Annotated in this window: 22 protein-coding genes and 2 pseudogenes; 12 read left to right on the plus strand and 12 right to left on the minus strand. The window is 65.1% G+C overall.

Features of this window, described 5'->3' with window-relative positions:
* The first annotated feature begins 274 nt into the window (after positions 1 to 274).
* From IPM80_01995 to IPM80_02015, 5 genes are all read left to right on the plus strand, one after another.
* Positions 275 to 1,507 carry a HEAT repeat domain-containing protein gene (locus tag IPM80_01995; protein ID MBK8957218.1) on the plus strand — a complete coding sequence of 411 codons (1,233 nt, stop codon included), beginning with the start codon at positions 275 to 277 and terminating at the stop codon, positions 1,505 to 1,507.
* A 12-nt stretch (positions 1,508 to 1,519) separates the two neighbouring features.
* Positions 1,520 to 2,119 (plus strand): NUDIX hydrolase, encoded by a 600-nt coding sequence (locus tag IPM80_02000; protein MBK8957219.1) that lies wholly within the window; start codon positions 1,520 to 1,522, stop codon positions 2,117 to 2,119.
* Positions 2,120 to 2,179: 60 nt separating this feature from the next.
* Entirely contained in the window at positions 2,180 to 3,469 is a 1,290-nt protein-coding gene (locus tag IPM80_02005; protein MBK8957220.1) for a DUF1329 domain-containing protein, read from the plus strand.
* Between the two features lie 182 nt (positions 3,470 to 3,651).
* Positions 3,652 to 4,557 carry an alpha/beta hydrolase gene (locus IPM80_02010; protein MBK8957221.1) on the plus strand — a complete coding sequence of 302 codons (906 nt, stop codon included), beginning with the start codon at positions 3,652 to 3,654 and terminating at the stop codon, positions 4,555 to 4,557.
* A gap of 56 nt (positions 4,558 to 4,613) precedes the next feature.
* Positions 4,614 to 5,396: an SDR family oxidoreductase gene (locus tag IPM80_02015; GenBank protein MBK8957222.1), complete on the plus strand. Its 783-nt coding sequence runs from the start codon at positions 4,614 to 4,616 to the stop codon at positions 5,394 to 5,396.
* 122 nt (positions 5,397 to 5,518) lie between these two features.
* Here the strand turns inward: IPM80_02015 and IPM80_02020 are convergent, their stop codons facing one another.
* From IPM80_02020 to IPM80_02045, 6 genes and pseudogenes are all read right to left on the minus strand, one after another.
* Complete coding sequence (locus IPM80_02020) at positions 5,519 to 6,541, minus strand: MaoC family dehydratase N-terminal domain-containing protein (protein MBK8957223.1); 1,023 nt, start codon at positions 6,539 to 6,541, stop codon at positions 5,519 to 5,521.
* A 99-nt stretch (positions 6,542 to 6,640) separates the two neighbouring features.
* Positions 6,641 to 7,754: pseudogene (locus IPM80_02025) on the minus strand (CoA transferase).
* Between the two features lie 97 nt (positions 7,755 to 7,851).
* Positions 7,852 to 9,017, minus strand: a pseudogene (locus IPM80_02030) (acyl-CoA/acyl-ACP dehydrogenase).
* 110 nt (positions 9,018 to 9,127) lie between these two features.
* A complete protein-coding gene (locus IPM80_02035; protein ID MBK8957224.1) occupies positions 9,128 to 9,976 on the minus strand; it encodes an alpha/beta hydrolase in 849 nt (282 codons plus the stop codon).
* 19 nt (positions 9,977 to 9,995) lie between these two features.
* Positions 9,996 to 10,373, minus strand: a complete 378-nt coding sequence (locus tag IPM80_02040; protein ID MBK8957225.1) for a hypothetical protein — start codon at positions 10,371 to 10,373, stop codon at positions 9,996 to 9,998.
* Positions 10,374 to 10,594: 221 nt separating this feature from the next.
* Positions 10,595 to 11,512, minus strand: coding sequence for a LysR family transcriptional regulator (locus IPM80_02045; GenBank protein MBK8957226.1), 918 nt, complete (start codon positions 11,510 to 11,512; stop codon positions 10,595 to 10,597).
* Between the two features lie 172 nt (positions 11,513 to 11,684).
* On the opposite strand from IPM80_02045, the gene IPM80_02050 reads away from it, so the two are divergent.
* A complete protein-coding gene (locus IPM80_02050) occupies positions 11,685 to 12,107 on the plus strand; it encodes a hypothetical protein (GenBank protein ID MBK8957227.1) in 423 nt (140 codons plus the stop codon).
* Positions 12,108 to 12,182: 75 nt separating this feature from the next.
* Positions 12,183 to 13,004, plus strand: a complete 822-nt coding sequence (locus IPM80_02055; protein ID MBK8957228.1) for an alpha/beta hydrolase — start codon at positions 12,183 to 12,185, stop codon at positions 13,002 to 13,004.
* Between the two features lie 330 nt (positions 13,005 to 13,334).
* Here the strand turns inward: IPM80_02055 and IPM80_02060 are convergent, their stop codons facing one another.
* On the minus strand, positions 13,335 to 13,655 hold the full coding sequence (locus IPM80_02060; protein ID MBK8957229.1) for a hypothetical protein: 321 nt from the start codon (positions 13,653 to 13,655) through the stop codon (positions 13,335 to 13,337).
* Between the two features lie 75 nt (positions 13,656 to 13,730).
* Positions 13,731 to 14,228 carry a gamma-glutamylcyclotransferase gene (locus IPM80_02065; protein ID MBK8957230.1) on the minus strand — a complete coding sequence of 166 codons (498 nt, stop codon included), beginning with the start codon at positions 14,226 to 14,228 and terminating at the stop codon, positions 13,731 to 13,733.
* Positions 14,229 to 14,351: 123 nt separating this feature from the next.
* On the opposite strand from IPM80_02065, the gene IPM80_02070 reads away from it, so the two are divergent.
* Together IPM80_02070 and IPM80_02075 are read left to right on the plus strand one after the other, a co-directional pair.
* Positions 14,352 to 15,476, plus strand: coding sequence for an LLM class flavin-dependent oxidoreductase (locus IPM80_02070; protein ID MBK8957231.1), 1,125 nt, complete (start codon positions 14,352 to 14,354; stop codon positions 15,474 to 15,476).
* 124 nt (positions 15,477 to 15,600) lie between these two features.
* Positions 15,601 to 16,767 (plus strand): acyl-CoA dehydrogenase family protein, encoded by a 1,167-nt coding sequence (locus IPM80_02075; protein ID MBK8957232.1) that lies wholly within the window; start codon positions 15,601 to 15,603, stop codon positions 16,765 to 16,767.
* Between the two features lie 6 nt (positions 16,768 to 16,773).
* Here the strand turns inward: IPM80_02075 and IPM80_02080 are convergent, their stop codons facing one another.
* Positions 16,774 to 17,163, minus strand: a complete 390-nt coding sequence (locus IPM80_02080) for a RidA family protein (GenBank protein ID MBK8957233.1) — start codon at positions 17,161 to 17,163, stop codon at positions 16,774 to 16,776.
* A gap of 108 nt (positions 17,164 to 17,271) precedes the next feature.
* Between IPM80_02080 and IPM80_02085 the strand changes: the two genes are divergently transcribed.
* From IPM80_02085 to IPM80_02095, 3 genes are read left to right on the plus strand one after another with little or no spacing between them, the layout of a single operon-like run.
* Complete coding sequence (locus IPM80_02085) at positions 17,272 to 18,048, plus strand: dioxygenase (protein MBK8957234.1); 777 nt, start codon at positions 17,272 to 17,274, stop codon at positions 18,046 to 18,048.
* 7 nt (positions 18,049 to 18,055) lie between these two features.
* The gene (locus tag IPM80_02090) at positions 18,056 to 19,195 is read left to right on the plus strand and encodes a mandelate racemase/muconate lactonizing enzyme family protein (GenBank protein MBK8957235.1); all 1,140 of its coding nucleotides are present in this window, start codon (positions 18,056 to 18,058) and stop codon (positions 19,193 to 19,195) included.
* Between the two features lie 10 nt (positions 19,196 to 19,205).
* Entirely contained in the window at positions 19,206 to 20,294 is a 1,089-nt protein-coding gene (locus IPM80_02095) for a UDP-N-acetylglucosamine 2-epimerase (GenBank protein MBK8957236.1), read from the plus strand.
* A gap of 177 nt (positions 20,295 to 20,471) precedes the next feature.
* On the opposite strand, the gene IPM80_02100 is transcribed toward IPM80_02095, so the two are convergent.
* Genes IPM80_02100 through IPM80_02110 form a run of 3 tightly spaced genes read right to left on the minus strand, consistent with a single transcriptional unit; the run spans position 20,472 to position 23,508 of the window.
* Complete coding sequence (locus IPM80_02100) at positions 20,472 to 21,275, minus strand: crotonase/enoyl-CoA hydratase family protein (protein MBK8957237.1); 804 nt, start codon at positions 21,273 to 21,275, stop codon at positions 20,472 to 20,474.
* A gap of 17 nt (positions 21,276 to 21,292) precedes the next feature.
* On the minus strand, positions 21,293 to 22,345 hold the full coding sequence (locus IPM80_02105; GenBank protein ID MBK8957238.1) for an acyl-CoA dehydrogenase family protein: 1,053 nt from the start codon (positions 22,343 to 22,345) through the stop codon (positions 21,293 to 21,295).
* Positions 22,342 to 23,508 (minus strand): acyl-CoA dehydrogenase family protein, encoded by a 1,167-nt coding sequence (locus IPM80_02110; protein ID MBK8957239.1) that lies wholly within the window; start codon positions 23,506 to 23,508, stop codon positions 22,342 to 22,344. The genes IPM80_02105 and IPM80_02110 overlap by 4 nt, the downstream gene beginning before the upstream one ends.
* Positions 23,509 to 23,548 lie beyond the last annotated feature (40 nt).

A 23,548-nucleotide genomic window follows, 5' to 3' on the forward strand; every position in this document is an offset into this window, starting at 1 on the left:
GCGGCCATCGCGGCCGCGCCGTGGGCACGAGATTGAAAACGGAGGGCACTGCCCTCCGTTTTTTTTGCCCCGGTCTTTGCCCTCGACGACGAGCGGCGACGCCCGACGGGCATCGCGTCAAGTGGATGGCGGGCGCGCGACCGTTTGCTAACATGCCGCTGCCGTGGTCCCTGCCTTGAACCCCGCATCGGCCGATGGGAACCCACGTGGGCGATGATGGTCGAGACTAGGCTTGCCGTCCGCTCAGCGCCTTGAATCCCAGGAGTGTCGTGAAATGCTGTATCCCTTCTCGCTGCGTGCGCTGTGTCTCGGTGTAGCCCTAGCGTGCCCGCTCGCCATGGCGGCCACGACGGTGGCGCCGGCCGCCAAGACGACGACAACGGCTGAGGCGGCGACCGACGCGGCCGGTGAAGACGCCGAGGGGGCCGCGCGACTGGTGCGCGAGGCGGTGTCCGTGGCGCGCCAGTTGCGCAAATCCGAGAACTTCTACGACCAGGTCGCGGCGGCCGGCACGCTCGTCGACATCGGCGACAAGGAATCGCTGCAGTTCCTCGCCGATACCTTGTCCCATCCCGACTGGTCGCTGATGCGCTCGGCCATCGACATGCTGCTCAACGTCCAACACCCGGCTGGCATCGATCTCATCTATCGCGCTGCGCAACAGGACGGCGAAGGCGTATTCATCAAGTTCCTGTCCGAATCCCTGGCCACGCGCCCGCGTGAAGACATGGCTGAATTCCTGATGACGGCATTGAAGGCGGATGATACCTGGGTCAAGAAGCATGCCCTGCAGGCGCTCGCCACCTTGCCCTTCAGCGACAAGGAAAAGCGCATCCGCTCGATCGCCGAAGACACGCATCAGGACTCGATGACACGCGCCTATGCCTACTACGTCTTGATGGACACCGACGCGCGCAACCAGTCGCTGGACAAACTGCTGGATCTCGCCGTCAACGGCAGCCCGGATGCACAGGAAGCGGCGGCGGTGGGCCTGGGGCTGGTCAAGAACGCCAAGACCCAGGCGGCATTGCAGTCCCTCGAAGCGTCGGACAACTCGCGTGCGCAATTGGCGGCCTACGCCAGCGAAGCCGGCTTTGGCGCCGATGACGCGATTTCCGTCATCGTCGAGAAGATTGCCCACGGCAGCGGCATGGAGTCATCGGTCGCGGCCGCCAGCGTGCGTCGCATGCCAGGCCCCATCGCCAGTCAGATCTCCGAATTGGTCACCACCTGCTGCAAGCTCGACACCGAGGTCGCGGCGCGCCTGCTCGAGTCCTGGGCGACCATCGATGCGGACCCCGGCCGCATGTTGAAATGGGGTTTGAACAATGCCGATCCGTCGGTACGCATGCAGGCGGTGTGGTTGGTGGGCGAGCGCCAGGATCGCAAGTATCTCAAGGACATCGGCCCGCTGCTCAAGGATTCGGACAGCGGTATACGGGCCATGGCGTCGTGGGCTATAGTCCGCATCCTCGGCGACGAATACGACCCCGGGGTTGAGATCTAGTGTGCTGACATCGTGAGTGACGCCGACAGCAAACCCGTCGTTGGGGCCTGGGAAGTCCTGGCGTCCGACGAGCTCTACCGCAATCCCTATTTCGCGTTCCGCCGTGAAACCTGCATGCTGCCCAACGAACGCATCATGCCGGCCTATTACGTGTGGGAGATGGTCGACTGGGTCAATGTCGTCGCGCTCACCCGCGCCGGCCAGTTGATACTCGTCAACCAGTATCGGCACGCGGCCAAGAATCGCTTCGTGGAATTCCCGGGTGGTACCACCGAGCCGGCCGCCAATGAAAGCCATGAGCAGGCGGCACGGCGCGAACTGCGCGAGGAGACCGGCTACGTGCCCGGCGCGCTGCACTACCTCGGCATGCACTATCCCAATCCCGGTTTGCAGGACAATCGCATGCACGTGTATCTCGCCGTCGATTGCGAGCGCATGGGCGAGCCGACCCTGGACCCGTTCGAAGACATCGAAGTGGAGTTGGTCGAAGTGGCCGATTTCCTCGACATGTTTCAGCATGGACGCCCGATTCATGCCTTGATGATGGCGTCCCTGACCATGGCCCTGCCGGCCATCAAGAAATTTTGCGCTAACGTGCCCAGCCCGATCTGAGCGCTTCCGCGTCGTAGCGCCGTCACCCATCATTCAACGGACAAGCAAGGGGCCTTCATCGTGCTCAATCATTTGCGAGCTGTGCTGTGTTCATTCGTGGCGCTGGCCTGGGTGCCGAGCTCCGCGCATGCCGGCGATTTCGATTTCGACGTCGCCGCGGCGCAGGCCAAGTCACCGCCGGCCGGCACCGTCATCGGCCAGGACAACGTCGACGGCATGGCCGAGATCATGGACCCGGACTTCGCCGGGCTGGTGAAGCAGGGCTGGTTGACCATCACCGTCGGCGAACCGATCCCGTTCGACCAGCATCCGAACTATATCGCTGCCACCGAGAAGTACGCGGGCCAGACCCAGCTCGGCAGCGAGCCTGGCGAGCTGTTGAACTACACCGCCGGGCGGCCGTTTCCCGGTGAGTTGTCGAGCGATGATCCGCGCGCCGGTGAGAAACTCGCCTGGAACATGCGTTATGCCTATGCCGGTGACGGCGGTGAAATTCCAGAGATGTACTGGTACTACCGCGACATGCGCAGCCAGAAGGTCGAACGCGTGCTGGAGTTCGAAGCCGCATCGATGCGTTTCATGTACCGCCATGTCATCGACCCGATGCCGGAGATCAAGGACAACGGCTACAAGGTCTACAACGCCGTCACGCTCACCGCGCTCGACCCGGGCGATGTCGCCAATACCAAGCTCATGATCTTCTACAACAGCGATGATCGCGCCGAAGAGCAGGGCTGGATGTACGTACCGCTGCTGCGCCGCGTGCGCCGCATCGCCACCTCGATGCGCACTGATTCGTTTCTCGGCAGCGATATCATGATCGAAGACTTCCTCGGTTACAGCGGCCGCATCATGGACATGGACTGGAAGTACAACGGCGACCGCTACATCCTGCTGCCGATGTACCGCCACGACCAGGTGCCCCATTCCGACAAGAAAGCGCGCAAGTTCGATCACAAGTATGTCGACTTCGGCGGCCATTCCGGCTGCTTTCCCAACGTGACCTGGCAGGTACGCAAGGTGCACGTGCTGGAAGGCAAGCCCAAGCGCGCCGATCATCCCTTGTCCAAGCGCTATTTTTACGTCGATGCGCAGACCAAGTTCCCGGTGTTCGGCAAGGTTTACGACCGCGGTGACGCACTGTGGAAGTTCCTGTACGCGGGGCTGGCCCACCCGGATTATCACCTGCCGGAGAACAAGGGCAGCGGCGTACCGATGCTCGATTCGTCGGCGGTGGTCGACATCCAGAACAAGCATTGCACGACCCTGCAGATGCTGACCCGCGTGAACCTGCCGAAGATGAACGCACGTGACTTCGAGCCGTCGTCGTTGAACGTCGGCGCGCGGTGAGCGGGCCATACACGCGAAACCCTGGTTTGGGCGGTATGCGTGTAGGTGCGAGTTCATTCGCACATTGATCGGCGGGCCTCCAGCGCTGGGCGCGGCTCGAATGTGCGAATTAATCCGCACCTGCAATTACGTTCGCTGTTCAATTGATGCGCGCCTTCGCGCGCGCTGGAGAGGGGAAGAACATGGCAAGCCCGCAAGCGGAAGCAATGAAGGATTTGTATCGTGGCTGGCTGGCCGTGATGGCGGCCAATCCCGAACTCGGCCTCGATGGTACGCGTGACCTGTTCGAGCACTGGGGTGATTTGACCACCGACCCCGGTGGCGTCGATTACCTCGAGGTGAATGCCGGCGGTGTGCAATGCATGTGGGCGGTGCCCCATGGTTGCGCCGAGGATCGCGTGGCCCTGTGCACCCATGGCGGTGGCTACGTCGCGGGTTCGATGTACTCCCATCGCAAGATGTTCGGCCACATCGCCAAGGCCATCGGTTGCAAGGCGCTGATCGTGCATTTCCGGCGTGCGCCCGAACACCCGCATCCAACCCCGGTGGAGGACACCGTCGCGGTCTATGCATGGCTGCTCGAGCAGGGTTACAAGCCGGAACATATCTGCACCACCGGCGATTCCGCGGGCGGTGCGCTGTCGACCACCGTGCTGCTGGCGGCGCGTGACAAGGGCTTGCCGCTGCCGGTCGCGGCCATGCCGATGTCGCCCTGGTATGACATGGAAAGCCTTGGCGAATCGCTGAAGACCAATGCCGCCAAGGACTGCCTCGCCAATGAGTCCATGGTCAAGACCATGGCGGCGACCTTCCTCGGCGGCGCGTCGCCGGTCGACCCGCTCGCCAATCCGCTCAAGGCCAATCTCGAGGGCTTGCCGCCGATCTACATCCAGGTCGGTGGCGATGAAACCCTGCTCGATGATTCCCTGCGTTTCGAAAAACTGGCGCGGGCGGCGGGGGTCGATGTGCGTTGCGACGTGTTCGCCGAGATGCAGCACGTGTTCCAGTTCATGGCCGGTCGCGCGCCGGAGGCGGATGACGCCATCGCGCGCATGGCCGCCTGGGTCAAGCCCAAGCTCGGGCTTTAAATCGGCTTGCGCGCGTCGCAGGCGCATTCAAACTCAGTGATGGAAAAAAGTATTCGATGAATAATCCCGCACACGACCCGCGTTCGGTATTCGATCTCACGGGCAAGCGCATCCTCGTCACCGGCGCATCCATGGGGCTCGGCAAGCGTTTCGGCTGGACGCTGGCGCGGGCCGGCGCCGAGGTCATCCTGGCGGCGCGCAGCGAAGACAAGCTGCGTGAACTGGCCGACAGCATTGCCGCGTTCGGCGGCAAGTGCGTATGCGTGGCGCTGGACGTACGCGACCGCGCCGCGATCCGTGACACGGTGGCGAGCATCGAACAGGCCGGTCCCATCGACGTGCTCGTCAACAACGCCGGCATCGCCATCGTCAAGGCGCCCGAGCGCTACCAGGATGACGATTGGGACAATGTCTACGAAACCAACCTACGCGGGCCGTGGGTGTTGGCGCAGGCCATCATCCAGCGCTGCCTGAAGGACGGGCGGCCGGGCAACATCGTCAATATCGCGTCGATCCTGGGCATGCGCCCGCTTGGACATATCGCGCCTTATGCTGCAGCCAAGGCCGCGCTCATCAATCTCGGCCGCGAGCTGTGCGTGGACCTCGCCGGCCGCGGCATCCGCGTCAATGCGCTCGCGCCGGGCTATTTCGAAACGGAAATGAACCGCGACTGGCTGAAGTCACCGGCCGGCGAACGTCTGCGGCAACGCATTCCCACCGGCCGCTTCGGTCAACCGGAGGATCTGGACGGCGCCATCCTGTTCCTGGCCTCGGACGCCTCGGTGTTCATGAACGGCCAGGTGCTGACCATCGACGGTGGGCATACCGCGGGGCTGTGACGCGAACAAGCATGGTACCTGTAGGTGCGAATTCATTCGCACATTGTTGGCGGGCTCACACGCCCGGCATGGCCATTCCAATGTGCGAATGAATTCGCACCTACAGCGCCACACCTGATGCGTTATACCGTCCACACCACCAGGCGCCAATCCAGCACGGTGCTTTCTTCGTAGCTCTTCCCGTCCGCCGCGGCGCGCTTGGCAAAGGTCAGCGCGTGCAACTCCATGAGCTTGCCGCCGGCCGCTACCGGCGTTTCGCTGGTCACCGTGAACTCGGTGCGGATGATGTCTTCTTCCAGCACCGGCGCGGTGTGTTCGCAGCCCTGCCAGCCGATGAGACCGAGCAGGTTCGGCAGCGCGCGCCCGATTTGCGCGAGCGTAATGGAGATGGTGTGACCACCGTAGACCAGGCGCTTGCCGAGATAGCTGCGCGAGGCGTCGGTGTGGGTGAAGGCGATGTTGCCGGTGATGCGCACCAGTTCCGGGGCGCAGGTCACGGTGTCCTGCGGACCGATCACGACGCGGTCGCCAACGCTAAGCGCCGGAGCCGGTACCTTGTACTGCTCTGGCGCCATGGCCGCGAGGTTCCAGCCGCGCGGCACGGCGTCGATCAACTGCGCATCCTCGAGGCGCTCCGGGATCCAGTCGAATGAATCGTTCTTGCCGGTGTCGGCATTGGCATCGCGACAGGGGATCATCGGGCAACGCCAGTACTGCATCACGCGCTCGCCGTGCTGGTTGGTGGTGTCCATTTCCAGCGCCACCATGCCGGTCGCGTCGCGGCCGGGCTTTACCTTGTTCTGCCTGAGGCCCACCACCTTGGTGGTGGTGGTCAGGGTGTCGCCCACGAACACCGGCGCCAGCAGCAGCAGGCCGCGGTAGAAGAGGTTGCCCTTGACCTGTTGCGAGGCGAACGTGGTCTGGCCGTTGACCAGGTTGATGACCATCATCGGATGCACCAGCGAACGCGCGTCGCCGGTCACGGCCTGTGACAGGTGACGGTCCAACGGCAAACGCATGCGGTCACCGGTCACCGACTGGTAGAAGGCGGTGTGGCCCTCGGTCACGGTCACGGCGGGCGCCGCGAAAACCTGCCCGACGTGGAAGTCCTCGAAGTAGGGACCGTCAATATAGTGTTCGGCCATGATCCTCACCCTGGCTGTGCGGCGCTTGCGGCCGCTCGTGGTTGTCCGTCCGCCGCGCGAAGCCGCGGACCCGAAATAGATGCGCGGGCGTGAAGCGCCTCAGCGCGATGCAAACTCCGCACGCAGCGCCGCGCCCTGTTGGTCTAGCGCCGGCACCGCGGCGTGGCTGAGCACGTCGCCGGTGCGTCGGATCAGCGAGACCGTGTGTCCGCCGGCTTCGATTTCCTTGCGCTTGAGGGCCGGATGTTTCTGCAGGCCGCCGATGTCGTTGATGCTGCCGCAGGCGATGCCGGCGCGGTTGAGTTTCAAGGCAAGCTCGGCCTGCGTGTAACGCGCGAACACCGCTTCCATGTCGGCCCGCAGCGCATCGCGATTCTCGACGCGCAGCACGTTGCTCCGGTAGCGCGGGTCGTCGGCCATCTCCGGTCTTTCGAGACCGTCGCGGCACAGTTGCACCCATTCGCGGTTGTTCTGGATGACGACGAAAATCGGACCGTCCTTGGCGGCGTAGGCGCCGTAGGGCGCGAGCTGCGCATGGTCCATGCCGGTGCCGGTCAGCATCTTGCCGGTGTATTCGAGGATCGCGAGCGGCACCGCCATCCATTCCGACAGCACTTCGAACAGCGACAGCTCGACATGCGTACCGACGCCACTGCCGTGCCGCGCATAGAGCGCCTTCAGAATCTCGCCATAGGCGGAAAGGCCGGTGGAGATGTCGCAGATCGAGGCGCCGACCTTGCTCGGCTGGCCGGGCGCGCCGGTCACGGAGCACAGGCCCGTCTCGGCCTGGATCAGGGCATCGTAGGCCTTCATGTCGGCGTAGGCGCCGGTCGTGCCATAGCCCGAGATGCTGCACATCACCAGGCGCGGATTAAGTGCGTGCACGGCCGCGAATCCGAAGCCGAGCTTGTCCACCGACCCCGGCTTCAGGTTCTGGATGAACACGTCCGCGCGTTCCAGCATGCGCCGCAACAAGGCGGCGTCTTCGGCGCGGGTGAGATCGACCACCAGCGATTCCTTGCCGCTGTTCAACCACACGAAGTAGGCGCTCTGGCCGTGTATGGCGCTGTCGTAGGCACGCGCGAAATCGCCTTCCGGACGCTCGAGCTTGATGACGCGCGCCGCCCTCGGCGAGCAGGCGCGTGCAGTAGGGCGCGGCCACCGCTTGCTCGAGGGAAACGACCAAGAGATCGGACAGGGGCAATGTCGACATGGCTATGGGCTACTCAACGCAGTGCAAGGGCCGGGGAGGCTGACGGACGCTCGTGGCCATGACCGGCATGGGCGCGGCGACCGCCAGCTTCCTGCGCTCAATAGGCGCGCGGCAGTTCGAGCTCGTGCTCGGCGATGTAGGAAAGGATGAGATTGGTCGAGATCGGCGCGATGCGGTACAGGCGCGATTCGCGGAACTTGCGCTCGACGTCGTATTCCTCGGCCACGCCGAAGCCGCCATGGGTCTGCATGCAGGTGTCGGCCGCTGCCCACGCCGCTTCCGAGGCCAGCATCTTGGACAGGTTGGCGTAGGTGCCGGCATTGCCGCCCGACTCGTAGATGCGGCAGGCTTTCTCCAGCACCGCCTCGGCCGCTTCGGTCTGCGCGAAGGCCTGGGCGATGGGGAACTGGATGCCCTGGTTCTGGCCGATGGGGCGCCCGAACACCACGCGCTCGCGCGCGCATAGTCCGAGGCCTTCTTGATGAACCAGCGCGCGTCACCGATGCATTCGGCCGCGATCAGGATGCGCTCGGCATTCATGCCCGACAGGATGTAGCGGAAGCCCTTGCCTTCCTCGCCGATCAGGCTGTCGGCCGGGATCGGCACGTTGTCGAAAAAGATCTCGGTGGTCGAGTGGTTGATCATGGTGCGAATGGGATTGATGGTCATGCCATTCTTCTTCGCTTCGCGCATGTCGATGAGGAACACCGACAGGCCATCGGCGCGCTTGGCGACCTTGTCCTTGGGCGTGGTGCGCGCCAGCAGGATCATGAGGTCCGACTGCAGCGCGCGCGAGGTCCACACCTTCTGGCCGTTGACGATGTACTTGTCGCCATCGCGCACCGCGACCGTGGTGATGCTGGTGGTGTCGGTGCCGGCGGTGGGCTCGGTCACACCGAAGGCCTGCAGGCGCAACTCGCCGGAGGCGACGCCGGGCAGGTATTTCTGTTTCTGTTCGGCACTGCCATGACGCAGCACCGTGCCCATGGTGTACATCTGCGCGTGGCAGGCGCCGGCGTTGCCGCCGAATTCATGGATGGCTTTCAGGATCTCGACGCCCATGGAAATCGGCAGGCCGCTGCCGCCGTATTCTTCCGGGATCAGCGCGGCGAGCAGGCCGAGTTCGGTCAGACGGTCGACGAATTCCTTGGGATATTGACGCTCGCGGTCCTTGGCGCGCCAGTATTCGCCGGCGAATTCCTCGCAGACCTTTTTCACGGTGTCACGCAGTTGCGAGACAATTTCCTGGTGTTCGTCAGACATGCTTGTGCTTCCACGCTTGAATGCTGTGGCCGGCGAGGATAGCCCACCGGCGGTTGGAAAACGAACGGCAGCGGCTCGTGGCCACTGCCGTCGGCAACTCGTGATACGAGTTATTTCAGCGCCAGGATCTTGTCGAGCACCGGCATCAGGTAGCGGTTGAACACATCGGGATTTTCGCTCATGGGGAAATGCCCGATTTCCTCCATGATGATGCACTCGGAGTTCTTGGTATTGCGCGCCGCTTCCTCGGTCATTTCCGGGGTGCAAGCGAAATCGTAAACGCCGGTCATGTAGTACATCGGCACCTTGCCCGACAGCTGCTGGGTCTTGCCGCGGAAGTCGTGGTCGAAGGAGTAGAAGTACAGATCCCCCTTGAAGATACCCGGACCGCCCTGGGAGTAGTACCACCAGGTTTCCCAGCGATACTTGTCCGGGCTCTGCGGCGCCATCAGGCCGAATACCGAAGTGGCGCAGACCTCACCACCGTGGATGTGCGAATGACGCAGCCAGTCGAGATGCCAGCCCGGCGACCATTCGCAGGCTTCGACCGCGATCAGCGCCTTGACGTCGTTCTCGTATTCGGCCGCCAGGTGCAGGCAGATGTTGCCGCCCATCGAGCTGCCCATGATCACCGGCTTGTCGAGGCCGAGCTCGCGGCAGAACGCCATCAGGAGGCCTGAGTAGTACTTGGCAGTGAGCTTGTACTCTTCCTCTTCCTTGTACCAGTCATAGGGCGGAATGGACTTGCCGTGGCGGGGCAGGTCCAGCGCGATGACGCGGAAGTTCTTGTTGATGGCCGGGTCGCACAGCTGGTGGCGCCATTCGCGTCCATCGGTGCCGGCGGTGTGCAGGCACACCATCGGAATGCCCTGGCCGGCTTCCTCGTAGTAGATGCGGTATTCGGTGCCTTCGAAGGGCACCCAGATGTAACGGCCAACTATCGGTTCAATTTTTGCCATGTCAAATTCTCCCTTGCGCTCACACTTCGCGCATGCGGTCGAGCGCCCAGCAGAGCGCGCGCAGGTTCTGCCACAGGACCATCTGGTCGCCTTCCAGCGTCAGGCGCCCATGGAGCGGATGCGCCATGGCCCAGATATCGTTGTACATCGGCGGCGGAACCTTCTGGCAGAACTTTGCCCACGATTCAGCCGGGCCACGAATGGCAAGCTGGTAGCAGGTCTCCGGGCCGAGCGTGTCGGTGAACTCCGCGAGTTTGCCCTTCTGAAATGAAACGACGTATTGCTTGTCGCCGAACCCGAAAAGCAGATCTGCGGTCAGGTGCTTGCCGATCCATTTCATCGGACCGTTGCTGTTGACCGCGTCCTGCCACTTCTTGACCCAGGCAGTATCGAACATGGTGTTACTCCCTCTTGGTGAGATGAACCCGGTCGCCGATGGGCCGCCAAGGACAGCCGGTACATGCGTGGGGGTCCGGTAATCGGGCGCCGTCAGGGCCTCGTGGGCACGGCCGGCGTCGCGTGGTGAGGGGGCAGCTTAATGAGTTGGCGACTGGGGTGTAAATGAGGGGATGTCGATAGGACCGATAAGAAAATCTTATCGCCGCGCGCGGCCCGCGCTCAGCCCTTGGCGACCCGCCAGTACTCGCCGTCGTAGGCCTTCACGCATTCCTCGAGCAGCGTGGTGGTGGCGCGCACGGCATTGGACACCGGACGGTTGCTGGCCCGCGCCAGCACCATGTGACGCTCGACCCGCGGCGCGATTATCGGCACGGCCTGCAGCTCGCCGCGCGCCAGTTCATCGGCCACCGCCGCGCGTGACAGCACGGTGTTGCCGACGCCGAGCTTGGCCAGCGCCTTCATCTGCATGAAGGCGTCGATTTCGACCTTGGGCGACAGCACCACGTCGTGCTCGACGGCGATCCTGTCGAGCATGTCGCGCAGGCCGTGGTGGCGGCCGGGCAGGATGAGATCCATGGCCGCCAGCTCGGCGAAGCGCACCGCTCGCCGCCGCTTGCGCGCGTTGGCGCTCTCGACCAGGTAGAGCTCCTCGGTGAACAGCGGCGTGGCGCTGATCGCGGCGTCGCGCTGTACGCCGTGCAGCACGCAGAAATCGAGCTGGCCGGTGCGCAGCCAATCCAGCACGTAGCCGCTGGTGCCTTCCACCACGCGCAGCGCGACCTTGGGATAGGCCTCCTGCATGCGCACGATCAGCGGCACCGACAGCGCCGCGCTGATGGACGACGGCAAGCCCAGCACCACGCTGCCTTGCGGGTCGCGACTGCCGGCCTGGATGACCTGCCGCGCATCGTGCACCTGGTCGAGGATGAGGCGCGCGCGGGTCAGCAGTTCGCGGCCGGCCTCGGTCGGCACTACGCCTCGCACCGAGCGCGCCAGGAGCTTCACGCCGAGTTCGTCCTCGAGTTTCTTGACCTGTTGGCTGAGCGCCGGCTGCGCGACGTACAGCGATTCGGCGGCGCGTTTCATCGAGCCGCGTTCGACGATTTCGACGAAGTAGCGCAGGTTGCGAAGATCCATGGGCGCGCGGCTCGCGGTGGCGGACGGTGATATCGCGCAAGTTTATAGCAGGCGCCGTGATTTGCGGCATTGCTTATAGCCAGTGCTTCGCGCCGGGTGGCCCCGGCGCGGGTTTACACCCGCGCACGGATCGGGGAGGCTTGCCGCTCCCTATCACGCATGAGAATTTCCTATGTCATTTCTCGCCAACCCGGCCTTGCAGCGCAAACTGGTCGATGCGCTGAACGCCAACACCGCCTTCGCGACCCAGGCCCAGGCATTCGACGGCGCGGTGCAACTCGAAGTCGACAACGATTGCCTGTGGCTGAAGATCTACAAGGGCCGGGTCATCGACCACCAGGCCAGCCCGTCGATTTTCGGCTACACCTTCAAGCTGCGCGGCACGGCGCGCGCGTGGGGCCTGCTGCTGTCCGGTGAGCGCCTGTGGGCGGATCTCACCTTTCCCGGCAAGCGCGATTTCTCCGATGACCCGACCTTGAGCCGGGTCGGCGAAATGAGCGTCGAGATTGCCACCGAGGGCAACCTCATCGAGGCCGGCCGCCTGACCGAGGCGATGTTCGAACTGGCCTACACCCTGCGCAGCGTGGCGAACTGAGCGCAGCTGCGCGTCGCCCGCAATCATCAAGACCGCTAGCCGTCGCGCCGCCGCCGGCGTGGCAAGAGGAATACCATGAGCACACCCGAAGACATCCGCGGCCATTACGTACGCGTCAATGGCACCCGCACCTTCTATGACGAACTGGGCGCAGGCCAACCGCTGGTTTGCGTGCATACCGCCGGCGCGAGTTCGCTGGAATACCAGTACATCCTGCCGCTGTACGCCGAGCAGGGCTTTCACGCCTACGCGCTCGACCTGCCCGGCCATTCGCGCTCCTATCCGGTCGACTGGCAGGCGCACCGCAGCATCCACGAACACGCGGAATTCGTGCACGCCTTCGTCAAGACCCTGGGCTTGCACAACCCGGTCATCACCGGCTGCTCCATCGGTGGCGACATCACCCTCGACTACGCCGCCCATCATTGGCAGGAGATGGCGGCCGGCATTGCCATGGAGGGCCTGGGCCGCTCGCCGACCTTCCCGAGCCCGGCCAACATGACGCACCCGTCGTGGACGCCCGGCTGGCAGGACATGATGGAGCGCGCCGCGCTGGAGTCCCTGGGCCGTGGCGTATCGCAGGACAAGCGCGAGGAACTGCGCTGGCAGCATCGCAATTCCCAGGTTAGCGCGGTCGGCGACCTGGTCGCGTGGGCCGGGCACGACGTGCTGGGCAAGCTCGGCGCCGTGCAGTGCCCGATGCTGGTGGTGCGCGGCGAGGACGACTTCTGGGTGCCGCGTGAACTGGCCGAGGAAACCGCCCGGGCGATGCCGAAAGGCGAGGTCACCCACTTGCCGGCGGTCGGCCATTACCCGATGTTCGAGGAGCCGCAATTGATTTCAATCATGGCTGGTGACTTTTGCCGCAAACACGGTATCCTGCCGCCCAAGAAATAAACCCGGCAAAAATTCGGGTAAGCAATCAACGGGGGAAGCCCGGCGATCGCGAGACAGTGGGGCGACTCGTTGTCCGGTCAGCCGGGCCAGAGGGGGGGACAAAGGGCGGCGCAAGCCGCCCTTTTGTTCTTCCCCAACCGGGAGGCGGCTCGATCTTGAGGAAGTAGGCGTCCGCCGTGGCCCCTTGATGACTTTGATTTTGTTGTTGATGCCTCGATGAGGTTGGTGTTGCCGCCCTCGGTCGCCCCCCCCTCCCCGCCCCCCCCCCCCCCCTTCGACCCACGCGACCCGCCGCCCTCCACGCTACGGCGAGACCTTTTTTGATGCGTCTCAGCCCTTGGCCAAGGTGTTCAACTGCGCGCCCCAGTTCTCGTAGGAACGCAGCGCCTTGAACGTGATCTTGGGCACGATGTGCGCGTAGCCGAGCTTCCAGATCGGCAGGCTGTGGATGATGTCGTCAATCTGATCGCCATTGTCGACTTCGAACACCGCAATCACCTGGTACTCACCGGCCACTTTCCAGATGGCCTTGATGGCGCCGGCCTTGACCGCCTCTATCGCGGCCACGGACTCCTGGCGCCAGATCTCGAAGAACTCTTTGTTGGTAAGACTTTCGGGTTTGGCCAGATCGGCCGTCATCATCACCAGCATGGGAACCTCCCGTGTACGTTGTGGATCTAGCATCGGCGGCGTACCGCAAGAGCCGCGCCGAAGGCCGATTATGGATCAGGGACGGCGCGCAAGGCGCGCCAGGTTTTCGGCGCGACGTGTCACATCCGGATCGATGACGACGGGCACCGCGGCGATGTTCGCGACATACGCGGCGGGCAAGGCGTGATGACGGGCGCCCGCCAGCACGTAGCCGTGATACCAGTCGTAGGGCGCGAGCGTGGTGTCCAGCGCCGCGGCTTCGGCCCGGTAGAAGAAACATGCGCCGAGCGTGGGGTCCTCGAGTTGTTCGACGGCATAGCCGTGGCCGACGCCTTCAATGCGATCGAGCGTGGCGCGCGCCGCCGTGTCGATTCGATACACCACGCCGTAGGCCACCGCGCCCGCGCAACGTTCAAGGCTGCATTTGCCGGAACCGTCGGCGCCGCGCTTGTGAAACACGAGGGCGGTGTCGGCCAGGCCCACGACGCCGGCCACGCCGTGCACGGCGATGCGATCGCCGAGGCGCGGCGGAAACAAGTTGGAACCGTAGGCGAGATAGTTGAGTGTGCGCATGGCCGTTCCGTCGGAGGCTCACATCTTCAGGCGCGCCCGCCGCGGTGTAAACTTGACGCTGTCCACGGCTGCGGCCCAAGGAACACACCACGCGGCCGATGCGCTGAAGGAGCCTCCCGGATCATGACCCACCCCGACGACCTACGCGCCTGGCGTCACGCCCATGTGCCGGTGTTCAACGACAACAAGCTCAAGCTCGGCATTTTCGGCATGAACTGCAGCAACGGCTGCACCATCACCCACGCGCCGACCAGCTTCGAGCCGACCTACCAGCACAACGTCAAGATAGCCAGGCTCGCCGATCGCATCGGCCTCGAACTCTTGGTGCCGGTCGGGCGCTGGAAACATTTCGGTGGCAGCACCCGGTTCAACGCCAACAATCTCGAGGTCTATACCTGGGCCACGGCCATGGCCTGCAACACCGAGAAGCTGATGGTGTTCGCCACCTCCCACGTGCCGACCGTGCATCCGCTGCTGGCCGCCAAGCAGTCGGCCACCATCGACAACATCTCCGCCGGGCGTTTCGGTCTCAACATCGTGTGCGGCTGGTTCCGCCCCGAGATAGAGATGTTCGGCATCGAACAACGCGACCATGACGCGCGGTACCGCATGGCTGACGAATGGCTGAGCGTCATCAAGCGGGCCTGGACCGAACAGGATTTCGATCATCACGGCGAGTTCTACGACATCAAGGGTGGTTTCCTGTTGCCCAAGCCGGTCCAGCAGCCGTACCCGACGCTCATAAATGCCGGCAGTTCGGAAGCGGGGCGTGAGTTCTCCGCCCGGCATGTCGATTACAACTTCATCACCATCACCACCGAAGACGAGGCGCGCTTCCTGATCAAGGACGTCAAGGCGCGCGCCGCCGCCCACCAACGCGAATGCGGGGTCATGACTTACGGCTTGGTGTGCTGCCGCGATACCGAAGCCGAGGCCCGCGAGCTGTACGACAGCATCGTGCGCCACGGCGATTGGGAGGCGACCGAGAACATCATGAAGATACTCGGTATCGAAAGCAGCTCTTTCGGCAACCAGGACACCGTGCGCAATCTCGGCGAACGCTTCATCGCCGGCTGGGGCGGCTACCCGCTGGTCGGCACGCCCGAGCAGGTGGTCGAGAAGATGCAGCACATCCACGCCATGGGCATCGACGGGTTTATCCTCTCGTGGCTGGACTATGCCGAAGAGCTCGAATATTTCGGCGAGCGCGTCATGCCGCTGCTCCGGCAGGCGGGGCTGCGCGTATGAAAGAATTCTAGAAGGGCGCGTTTCTTTGTGGGTCAGACTTCAGTCTGACGATTCAAGCGCGACCCGGAGTCAGACTGAAGTCTGACCCACAACACACTGGCCTTAATCCATTCCAGGAGTCCCCATGTCCGCCACCGCCTCCACTTTCAGCGCCGAAGACGAGAGCCAGATCCTCGACGCCATCGGTGCCTGGCTCAGGACCGAGGTCCGCCACCAGGTCAAACAGTTCGACCACGCCGACGAATACCCGCACGACATCGTGAAGCAGATGAAGGAGCTGGGGCTGTTCAGCCTCATGTACCCGACCGAGTGCGGTGGCCTGGGCATGAACGCCAGCGCCTATGCCAAGGTCATCACCTTGTTGTGCGAGACCTGGATGAGCCTCGCCGGCGTCATCAATACCCACATGATGCTCGGTCAGTTGGTGCTGCGCTTCGGCACCGACGAGCAAAAGGCGCATTTCCTGCCGCGTCTCGCCAGCGCCGAGCTGCACGGCGTGTTGTGCCTCACCGAGCCCGATGCCGGCACCGATCTGCAGGGCATCAAGACCCGCGCCAAACGCGATGGCGACGATTACGTGCTGAACGGCTCGAAGATGTGGATCACCAACGGCATGTATGGCTCGCTGTACGCGGTGCTGACCAAGACCAACCCCGATGCCAAGCCGGCGCACAAGGGCATGACCCTGTTCCTGGCCGAACGCGGGCCCGGCTTCAACATCGACGGCAAGCTCAAGAAGCTCGGCTATCGCGCGGTGGAGAGCGTGGCGCTGAGCTTCCAGGACTACCGCATTCCGGCCTCGCGCATCCTCGGCGGCGAGGAAGGCCATGGTTTCCACCACGCGGTGGGTGGCCTCGAGCTCGGGCGCATCAACGTCGCCGCGCGCGCGGTGGGCGTGGCGCGCGCGGCGCTGACCGATGCCGTGCGCTACGCCCAGCAGCGCAAGACTTTCGGCAAGCCCATCTGCGAGCACCAGGCGATACAGATCAAACTCGCCGACATGGCGACGCGCGTGGAGGCGGCGCGCCTGCTGGTGGAGCAGGCGGCGAGCAAGTACGACCGTGGCGAGCGCTGCGACATGGAGGCCGGCATGGCCAAGCTGTTCGCCTCCGAAGCCGCGCTGTCGAACGCCACCGAAGCCATGCGCGTGCACGGCGGCTACGGCTATTCCCAGGAGTTCGACGTCGAGCGCTATTACCGCGACGCGCCGCTCATGTGCATAGGCGAGGGCACCAACGAGATCCAGCGCGTGCTGATCGCGCGGGAACTCGTCAAGCGCTTCCCGGCCTGACGCGGCTCACGCCGCCGGCGCGTAGGCGATGACTTCGATCTCGATCTTCGCGCCCGGCAGCACCAGGCCCGACACCACCGTCGAACGCACCGGTGGTGCATCGGCGAAGGCCTCGGCATACGCGCGGTTGAAGGCCGCGAAATCGCCGACCTCGGTCAGCCACACGGTGGCCTTCACCACCGCCGACAGGTCAAGGCCCGCCAGCGCCAGCAGCTCGCCGATATTGCGCAGGCAGTGGCGGGTCTGGGCCTCGATACCGTCGGCGACGCGGCCGTTCTCGTCCAGGCCCAACTGGCCGGACAGGAATACGAAGTCACCGGCGCGAATGGCCTTGGACAGCGGCAGTGGCGTGCCGTCGGCCAGCGTGAAGCGACCGCCCAGTATGGTGTGTTGCATGGAACTCTTCCTCGTTGATGGAACGGCCCGGCGCGCCTGCATGGGCCGCGAGGCGGGTATAGTAACGCGCATCCCGTGATTGCCCGTCGAGGCCAGCCCGTGCAGCGCATGCCCACCTTGTTCCTGTCCCACGGCGCGCCCAATGTCGCGCTCTACGACCTGCCGGCCAGGCGCTTCTTCGATGGCCTCGCTGCAACCCTGCCGAGGCCGCGCGCGATCGTGGTGGCGTCGGCCCATTACGCGGCCTCGGTGCCGGCGCTGACGGCCAGCGCGCAACCGCAGACCATCCATGACTTCGGTGGCTTCGAGCCCGAGCTCTACGCCATGCGCTACGCGGCGCCGGGCGCGCCCGATGTCGCCGCGCGTGCGCTGGAACTCATCAAGAGCGAACTCGGTGTGCAGGGTCTCGCCGATCACTCCTGGGGCTTCGACCATGGCGCGTGGAGTCCCTTGATGCGCATCTACCCCGAGGCCGACGTGCCGCTGGCGGTGTTGAGCTTGAAACCCGATGGCGATGCGCGTTGGCATTACCGCCTCGGCCGCGCGCTGCGCGCCTTGCGTGACGAAGGCGTGTTGGTCATCGGCTCTGGCTCCATGACGCACAACCTCGGCCGCCTGCAGCCGCCCATGACCTTCGATGCCGAAGCGCCATGGGTCACGGCCTTCATGGCCTGGGTCAATGACAAGCTCGCCGACGGTGATGCCGAGGGCCTGTGTGACTACCGCGCGAGCGCGCCCCATGCGCGCGATTGCCATCCGACCGAAGAACACTTCCTGCCGCTGTTCGTGGCGCTGGGCGCCGCCGGCAACGGCTGGCGCGCCAGCAACATTCACCACAGCACGACCTTTGGCACCCTGTCGATGGACGCCTGGCGCTTTGACTGACACGCCCTTGCGCATCACGCGCGTCAGCGCGCAGCCGATCTCGTTCGCGGTGCCCGAGGCTTTCCAGGTCAGCCTCGGCATCGGCCGCACCGTCAAACGTGACGCGGTGATCGTGAAGGTCGAGACCGACGCAGGCCTCATCGGCTGGGGCGAAGCGCATGCCGCGCGCGCGCCGACCGCGATTGCCGAACTCATCAATTCGACCTTGGCCGCGCTCGTGACCGGCATGGATGCGCGCGACACCGAGGCAGTGTGGCAGCGCGTGTATCGCATGCAGCTCGCCAGTCACGGCGCCGGCGCGGCCGCCGTGATCGGGCTGTCGGGCATCGACATGGCGCTATGGGACGTGAAGGGCAAGCATGCCGGGCTGCCGCTCTACGCGCTGCTCGGCGCCGAGCAACGCGCCATCGACAGCTATGCCGGCGGCATTGCCTTGGGTTTCGAGCCGCCGGCGGCCTTGGCCGAGGAGGCCGCGGCGCTGCATGCGCGCGGCTTCGGCGCGCTCAAGCTGCGCATGGGCGACGGCGTCGATAACGACCGCGCGCGGGTCAGTGCAGTGCGCGAGGCGCTGGGTGCCAAGGTCACGCTCATGGTCGACGCCAACACCGCCTACGATCTCGATATCCTGCGTGCTGTCGCGCCGTGCTTCGAGCGACATGACATCGCGTGGCTGGAGGAGCCGTTCCCGCCGCACGCCTGGCGCGACTACCAGGCCGCCGCGCGCCTGACCCGCGTGCCGCTGGCGGCGGGCGAGAATCACTACACGCGTTTCGATTTCGAGCGGGCCGAGGCCGATGGCGCGATCCGCATCTGGCAACCGGACCTGTCGAAGACCGGCGGCATCACCGAGGGGCTGCGCATCGCGGCGCTGGCGGCGCGCGCCGGCATCAAGATTCATCCCCACACTTCCGTGACGGGACTCAACATGGCCGCTTCGCTGCATTTCCTGGCGGCCATCGGCAACGGCGGCTATTACGAGGCCGACGTCACGCGCTACAACCCGTTCCGCGACGCGCTGTGCAGCCCGGTGCAGGTGTTCGACGCGGCCGCGCGCGTGCTGCCGCCCACCGGCGCGGGTCTCGGCGTCGAACTCGATCTCGCCATGCTGGCCGCCAGCACGGCCATCGCGGGGCCGGGTTACGTGTGAGCGGCGTACGATGATCAACATCCTCATCGGCACGCGCGCGCAGCTCATCAAGATGGCGCCGGTATTGCTGGCGCTGGAACGCGGCGGGGTGAGCTACCGGCTCGTCATGAGCGGCCAGCATCACGCGACCATGGCCGAACTCCTGCACGAATTTGGCGTGAGCACACCGGCGGTGCATCTCTACGAGGGCCGCGAGATCACCGGCGTGGCGCAGATGGCGCGCTGGTTCCTGCACATGCTGTGGCGCGGGTGGCGTCAGCGTGAGCGCCTGTTCGCCCGTGCCGGCCGCGACGCGATGGTGGTGCACGGCGATACGGTGTCGACCTTGCTCGGCGCCTTGCTCGGGCGCGTGCTCGGCTTCGAAGTCGTGCACATCGAATCAGGCCTGACGTCCGGGCGCTGGCGCGAACCTTTTCCGGAGGAGCTGACGCGGCGCCTGGTGTTTCGCCTCGCCCACCTCGCGTTCTGCCCCGGGCCGTGGGCAGCGGCCAACATGCGGCCGTTCACGGCCGAGGTCATCGATACCGGCGCCAATACCATCGTCGACGCGGTGCAGGAGGCAATGGGACGCTTCGAGCAGGCCGAGGTCAAGGCGCCCGACGCGCCCTACGCGGTGGTGTCCCTGCATCGCTTCGAGAACATCTTCGAAGCCCATCGTTTCGCTTTCATCATCGCCATGCTCGAACGCATGGCCTTGCGCATACCGCTGGTGTTCGTGTTGCATCCCGCCACGCGCCGGCAGGCCGAGAAATTCGATCTCTTGTCGCGTCTCGAAGACAACTCGAATATCACCCTGCTGCCGCGCATGACCTACATCCCGTTCCTGAAGCTCCTGTGTGGCGCGCGCTTCGTGGTGAGCGACGGCGGCAGCAACCAGGAAGAACTGGCGTGGCTGGGCATCCCGACCTTGCTCATGCGTGGCGCCACCGAGCGCCAGGATGGATTGGGGGAGGGCGTGGTGGTCAGCAACTACGAGGCCGAGATCATCACGCGCTTCGTCGACGAGGTGCTGGCGGCGCCGGGCGAGCGGCGTGCGCATGCGCGCATGCCGTCACCGTCGGCGATGATCGCGAAGGTGCTGGCCGAGCGCTACCAGTAGGTGCGAATTCATTCGCACACTTTCATGTCAGACTGAAGTCCGACCCACACGAAGAGGCCTTCTGTTGTGGGTCGGACTTCAGTCTGACATGCATGGCGAGGCCGCTTGGAACCTGTTCGAGTGTGCGAATGAATTCGCACCTGGGGAAGGCGACGCGCCGTTCGAACCAGGTGCCGCTCAGCGGCCCTTGAACTCCGGCACGCGCTTCTCGAAGAACGCGTTCAAGGCTTCCATGTGATCCTCGGTCTGGTGCAGCGTCACCTGCAGCGCGGCCGACATTTCCATGACTGAACCGAAGCTCGCCATGGTGCCTTCGCGCATGAGCTTCTTGGTCATGCGCAGCGCCTGCGGCGGCTGCACGCAGATCTTCTTTGCGAGCGTCTCGCAGTACGTCATCAGTTCCGCGTCCGGCACCACTTCCGATACCAGGCCCCATTCGCGCGCGGTCGGCGCGTCGATGAGATCGCCGGTGAAGAACAGCTGCGCGGCGCGTGACCAGCCGATCTGACGCGGCAACAGCCATGCGCCGCCGTCGCCCGGCAGCAGGCCGACCTTGAGGAAGGTCGCGCCGAAACGCGCCGAGGCGGCGGCGATGCGGATGTCGCACAGCGATGCGACGTCGCCGCCGAGGCCTATGGCCGGGCCGTTGATGGCGCCCACCACCGGCACCTCGATGTCCCACATGGCGTGGATGATGCCGTGGATGTGCTTGCGATAGTGATCGCGGATCTCGGCGGCCGAGCCGCCGAAGTAGCCGCTCTTGTCGCGCATGGCTTTCAGATCGCCGCCGGCCGAGAAGGCCGGCCCGGCGCCCGTCATGATCACGCAGCGCAGGTTCTTGTCGGCGTTGATGGCATCGGCCGCGGCGCGGAAACGCGCGCCGTCGCCGGGCTGGCCGAGCGGGTTGCGCGAGTCCGGGCGGTTGATGGTGAGACGCGCGATGAGCCCGTCGATTTCCAGTGTCAGATCGTTGTCGAGCATGTTCGTCCGTCTCCGTGTCAGGCCGTGATGAGCGGCCAGATGCCGTCGCCACCTACATCGGCCGCGACGCGACCCAGGTATTCACCCCATTCGCCGGCGCCGCCGAATTCGGCGCGCCACGCCCACAGGCGGCGCGTGAGGAAGTGCAGGCCGTATTCATAGGTGAAACCAATCGCGCCATGTACCTGGTGCGAGAGGCGGGTGAGCTTTTCCACCGCCTCGCTGGCGCGGCACTTGGCCGCCGCGATCTCGAAGCGCGCGTTGCGTCCGCTTGGCGCCATGCCACGCTGGTCGAGGCCGACACAGGCGGCCATGGCGATGGCATCGACGGACGCGACCACGCCGGCCAGGTCAGCGAGGTAATGCTGGATGGCCTGGAAGCCGGACAGCGGTTTGCCGAACTGCGAGCGCTCGGCGCCGTACTTGAGCGCGAGATCCAGCGCCGCGGCGCCGGCGCCGGCGATCTGCGCGCTGCGCGCGAGTGCGCCCAGCCAATGCACGCAATCGGGCGCCAGCGGCAGGGCTTGGCGCGTGATGACGGACGCATCACCGGACAGGCTGTCGCGCGGGTCGCGGCCGATGTTGTCCTCGGCCGCGACGGCGAGGCCGCTGGTGGCAGCGATGATGAGTTCCGCGCCCTCACCCTTGGCCGCGACGCCGACCAGGAAGTCCGCGTTGCGGCCCCAGGGCGTGCGCGCGTTGCTGAGCGTGAGCGTGGTGGCGCTCACGGCGCTCGCGGCGATGGCACGTGGCAGCAGCCCCGGCACGCCCGCAGGCAGTGTCGCGCCGGCCTGGCGCGCCAGCCATTCGGCGATGGTTGCTTCGACCACCGGCAAGGGCACGGCATGGCGACCGCAGGCGCGCAGTACCGGGTAGGCATCGCTCCAGCCGACACCCATGCCGCCGGCCGCTTCGTCGGCCAGCACCTTGGGGATGCCTTGTTCGACGGTCTCGGCCCACAGCGCGGTGGGAAAGCCCTGCTCTTCGATGGCCGTCAGTTGGTCCCAACCCAGCCGATCGCCGAACAGGCGATTGACCGTGTCTTCCAGCATCTGTTGAGTTTCGTTCATCGCACACCCATGCCTTTCGCGATGATGCCGCGCAGAATTTCCGGCGTGCCGCCACGCAGGGAGAAGGACGGCGCAACCTGGATCAGCGAGCCCAGCACCTGTTGATATTCCGAACCATGGCCTTCGAGCGTCGGTTCGAGTTCGCACAATTCCTGCGCGAGGCCCGGCAAGGCCTGTTCGAACTGGCAGCCGAGATCTTTCACCACCGCCGCTTCGAGCAGCGGGTCCTGGCCCGCGTTGAGCTTGGCGGCGATGCTCAAGGACATGGTGCGCAGCGTCGCGGCCCATGCCACCTGCGTGCCGAGGCGTGCGAGGGTGGCGGGCGAGGCGTTGTCCTTCACCACGTCGATGAGCTTGCGCAGCAGGAAGAAGCAGGACAGGTAACGCTCGGGGCCGCTGCGCTCGAAGGCGAGCTCCTCGGTGACCTGCCGCCAGCCCTGGCCTTCGGTGCCGAGCAACGCGTCGGGCGGCAGTTCGGCGTCGACGAAGGCGACTTCGTTGAAATTGCGGCCGCCGGCCAGGTTCTGGATGGTGCGCGGCGTGATGCCACGGGTCTTGCTCAAATCGATCAGGAACTGCGAGAGACCCGCATGCTTCTTGTTCGGATCGGGATCGGTGCGGAACAGCGCGATCATGTAGTTCGCGCGGTGCGCGTTGCTGGTCCAGATCTTGGTGCCGTTGACTTTCCAGCCCGTGGCCGTGCGTTCGGCGCGGGTGCGCAGCGAGGCGAGATCGGAACCCGAATTGGGTTCGCTCATGCCGATGGCGAAGCAGGCCTTGCCGGCGGTGATGGCCGGCACGATTGCCTTTTTCTGCTCCTCGGTGCCGTAGCGCACCACCAGCGGGCCGCTCTGCCTGTCCGCCACCCAGTGAAAGGCGGTCGGCGCGCCGGCTACCAGGCTCTCCTCGACCACCACGTAGCGCTCGAGCGCGCTGCGACCGTGGCCGCCGTATTGCTTGGGCAGGGTCATGCCCAGCCAGCCCTTGGCGCCGAGCTTGGCCGAGAACTCGGCGTCGTAGGCTTCCCAGCTATGGCTGCGTTTGACCACCGGCACGTCGGCCAGGGCCTCCTTCAGGAAGGCGCGCACTTCGGCGCGCAGCGTTTCCAGCGAGGCCGGCAGGGCGGTCGGCTCGAAACGCAGCTTGTCTGCTACTGATGTCATGTGTGTTCCTTGTTGCTCGCACGACCGCTGACGGTCGTGA

The organism is Pseudomonadota bacterium (assembly GCA_016719885.1).
Lineage (GTDB): Bacteria > Pseudomonadota > Gammaproteobacteria.

Excerpts from the sequence above, each read along its gene's own strand:
- IPM80_01995 (MBK8957218.1), top strand. The coding sequence starts at position 275 with ATGCTGTATCCCTTCTCGCTGCGTGCGCTGTGTCTCGGTGTAGCCCTA.
- IPM80_02010 (MBK8957221.1), top strand. The coding sequence starts at position 3,652 with ATGGCAAGCCCGCAAGCGGAAGCAATGAAGGATTTGTATCGTGGCTGG.
- IPM80_02015 (MBK8957222.1), top strand. The coding sequence starts at position 4,614 with ATGAATAATCCCGCACACGACCCGCGTTCGGTATTCGATCTCACGGGC.
- IPM80_02020 (MBK8957223.1), bottom strand. The coding sequence starts at position 6,541 with ATGGCCGAACACTATATTGACGGTCCCTACTTCGAGGACTTCCACGTC.
- IPM80_02035 (MBK8957224.1), bottom strand. The coding sequence starts at position 9,976 with ATGGCAAAAATTGAACCGATAGTTGGCCGTTACATCTGGGTGCCCTTC.
- IPM80_02040 (MBK8957225.1), bottom strand. The coding sequence starts at position 10,373 with ATGTTCGATACTGCCTGGGTCAAGAAGTGGCAGGACGCGGTCAACAGC.
- IPM80_02045 (MBK8957226.1), bottom strand. The coding sequence starts at position 11,512 with ATGGATCTTCGCAACCTGCGCTACTTCGTCGAAATCGTCGAACGCGGC.
- IPM80_02050 (MBK8957227.1), top strand. The coding sequence starts at position 11,685 with ATGTCATTTCTCGCCAACCCGGCCTTGCAGCGCAAACTGGTCGATGCG.
- IPM80_02055 (MBK8957228.1), top strand. The coding sequence starts at position 12,183 with ATGAGCACACCCGAAGACATCCGCGGCCATTACGTACGCGTCAATGGC.
- IPM80_02060 (MBK8957229.1), bottom strand. The coding sequence starts at position 13,655 with ATGCTGGTGATGATGACGGCCGATCTGGCCAAACCCGAAAGTCTTACC.
- IPM80_02065 (MBK8957230.1), bottom strand. The coding sequence starts at position 14,228 with ATGCGCACACTCAACTATCTCGCCTACGGTTCCAACTTGTTTCCGCCG.
- IPM80_02070 (MBK8957231.1), top strand. The coding sequence starts at position 14,352 with ATGACCCACCCCGACGACCTACGCGCCTGGCGTCACGCCCATGTGCCG.
- IPM80_02075 (MBK8957232.1), top strand. The coding sequence starts at position 15,601 with ATGTCCGCCACCGCCTCCACTTTCAGCGCCGAAGACGAGAGCCAGATC.
- IPM80_02080 (MBK8957233.1), bottom strand. The coding sequence starts at position 17,163 with ATGCAACACACCATACTGGGCGGTCGCTTCACGCTGGCCGACGGCACG.
- IPM80_02085 (MBK8957234.1), top strand. The coding sequence starts at position 17,272 with ATGCCCACCTTGTTCCTGTCCCACGGCGCGCCCAATGTCGCGCTCTAC.
- IPM80_02095 (MBK8957236.1), top strand. The coding sequence starts at position 19,206 with ATGATCAACATCCTCATCGGCACGCGCGCGCAGCTCATCAAGATGGCG.
- IPM80_02100 (MBK8957237.1), bottom strand. The coding sequence starts at position 21,275 with ATGCTCGACAACGATCTGACACTGGAAATCGACGGGCTCATCGCGCGT.
- IPM80_02105 (MBK8957238.1), bottom strand. The coding sequence starts at position 22,345 with ATGAACGAAACTCAACAGATGCTGGAAGACACGGTCAATCGCCTGTTC.
- IPM80_02110 (MBK8957239.1), bottom strand. The coding sequence starts at position 23,508 with ATGACATCAGTAGCAGACAAGCTGCGTTTCGAGCCGACCGCCCTGCCG.